This is a genomic window from Collinsella aerofaciens (assembly GCF_901212495.1).
Classification (GTDB): domain Bacteria; phylum Actinomycetota; class Coriobacteriia; order Coriobacteriales; family Coriobacteriaceae; genus Collinsella; species Collinsella aerofaciens_H.
On the sequence record NZ_CAAKNY010000064.1, the window covers coordinates 1 to 1794 of the forward strand.

General features: G+C 48.8%; 2 protein-coding genes. One reads left to right on the plus strand and one right to left on the minus strand.

Annotated features, from left to right (window positions below):
- Positions 1-788 precede the first annotated feature (788 nt).
- Positions 789-1526: a TraX family protein gene (locus tag SFLMC1_RS07325; protein WP_222838053.1), complete on the minus strand. Its 738-nt coding sequence runs from the start codon at positions 1524-1526 to the stop codon at positions 789-791.
- Positions 1527-1530: 4 nt separating this feature from the next.
- On the opposite strand from SFLMC1_RS07325, the gene SFLMC1_RS07330 reads away from it, so the two are divergent.
- A partial coding sequence (locus SFLMC1_RS07330; RefSeq protein WP_222838054.1) for a hypothetical protein occupies positions 1531-1794 on the plus strand: 264 nt, incomplete at its 3' end.

A 1794-nucleotide genomic window follows, 5' to 3' on the forward strand; every position in this document is an offset into this window, starting at 1 on the left:
CGAACTCTCCGTCCAAAATGTATTGGGCTTAGAGCCCGTCCGGTCCTCACAACTGTTACGCTGATCGGTTCCGTTCGATTCATATGGTTCTATTTGATAGGAAAAGGAATTTCTCGGGGCCGCCTCTCGGCGGCCTTGCGAAAAACAAATCCAAGTCAGACCATTTCAAATGGTTCGATGTCTGCCCGGATGCGACACACCTGGTGTGTCCATCCTCGCAGTATCCGGTTCTCAAGGTGCACGCCTTGCGGCTCATCCGGTCCGACCGGGCCGCGCGGCAAGGAGATATATTGCCAGACCGGAGGGCCCTCCGGGGCGGGAATCGCACACTCCATATTTTGTTCACAAATGAATCGGTCCCTCAGTTGCTTCACTGAGGCCGTATTCGAAGCGACAGCTTCTAATATTGGCGATGACCAGCTGGTTTATAGGTGTTAAGGCATCGGTCATCTCTGGAGCGCCACTTTACTCCAAAAGCATCAGCTATTTGTTTCCCGTCGGTAAAAGGCAGGTTTTGTTCGCTAAGCGTTCTTATATATAGAGAAGTTCGGGTTCGAACCCGTGCACCGGTAACAAAAAAGCGACCAGCCGGAGCCGATCGCTTTCTATTCTATGCTGTAGCATCCAGAGGGGTGCTTCCGAACTCATTTTCTCGCTGCCATTCATGCTTTCGAAGCATCTTTCTGCAGCCCTCGTTGTCTATCCTCGCATCTCTCCGGTCTTCCAGAAATTCACAAGCAGTCTTAGGGTCAATTTATTTCTGCTTTCAGAGACTTGTTTGAGAGTTTTTAAAGACAGTTCAAAACAATAAGTGAGACACCATAAAGCAGAGCAAGATGTGCCGGATAGAAAATGTAGAAGAAATATTTGAGCTTCAGCCCTCGCTTGCCATTATAAAAACTGATAAGCAGCAACGAAACGACCGCAGCAGCAACATCAGGATTAAATACATTAGCTGTAGCAAACTCAAATCCGCCGCCGACTATATGGCATGACGAAAGGAGCACTGCGCATACTGCAGCAAAGAACATCTTGGCCTTGCTGTCGTGGAATAAATAGAATGCAGCCACAAGCAGAATGCCATACACACCGCCATCTAGTTTAGTGTATTCAGCTGCCAGCGCTGTCAAAACAATCAGAGCAGTTTCTGCGATGTACCTTTTCCATTTTGAAAGACTATGTGTCTTTTCCAGAATAATCAAAAAGACCAAGGAAAGCAGGAGCTCATACATAACATTTTGTTGCCGAGGGTCAAATAGTTGCCCGGTTTGAACGAAATCGTATATGGGCTCCGCAATGATTGCGAAGACAAGCATATTTCGCAGGTACTTCTTTATGTCATGAGTATGCAAAAATCCCTCAACTATCAAAAAGCAAAATAAGGGAAATGCAATTCTGCCAAGAACATGAAGCACATCCGAAGCTTCGCTTAAAATCGCCCACTGTTCGTCTGATATCTGACTGTACGATGCGTGAGTCATGATTCCATTGGTCAGGACGATCCTGCTTACATGATCGAGAACCATCGAAATGGCTGCTATTATCTTTAATGTGCTGCCGCTAATTCCGTATCTATCTATTTTCATTTCGTTTTCCTTTCTTTGGATGGGCCGTCAGGGGTTCAGCCTGCTCCGCAGGCGGCCGCTGCGGCGCTTTCGCGCCTTGCGCGCTGCGCTGGCAAACGCTCACGCGTTTGCCCAGCTCCGCGCCCCGACGGGTTCGAGCCCGTGGCGCGGCAACAAAAAAGCGGCCGGCATCCGCCAGTCGCTTTCTTTTCTATGGTGGGCCGTCAGG

What these genes read in the sequence shown, in the direction of transcription:
- SFLMC1_RS07325 (WP_222838053.1), bottom strand. Translation starts at nt 1,526, where the DNA reads ATGGTTCTCGATCATGTAAGCAGGATCGTCCTGACCAATGGAATCATG.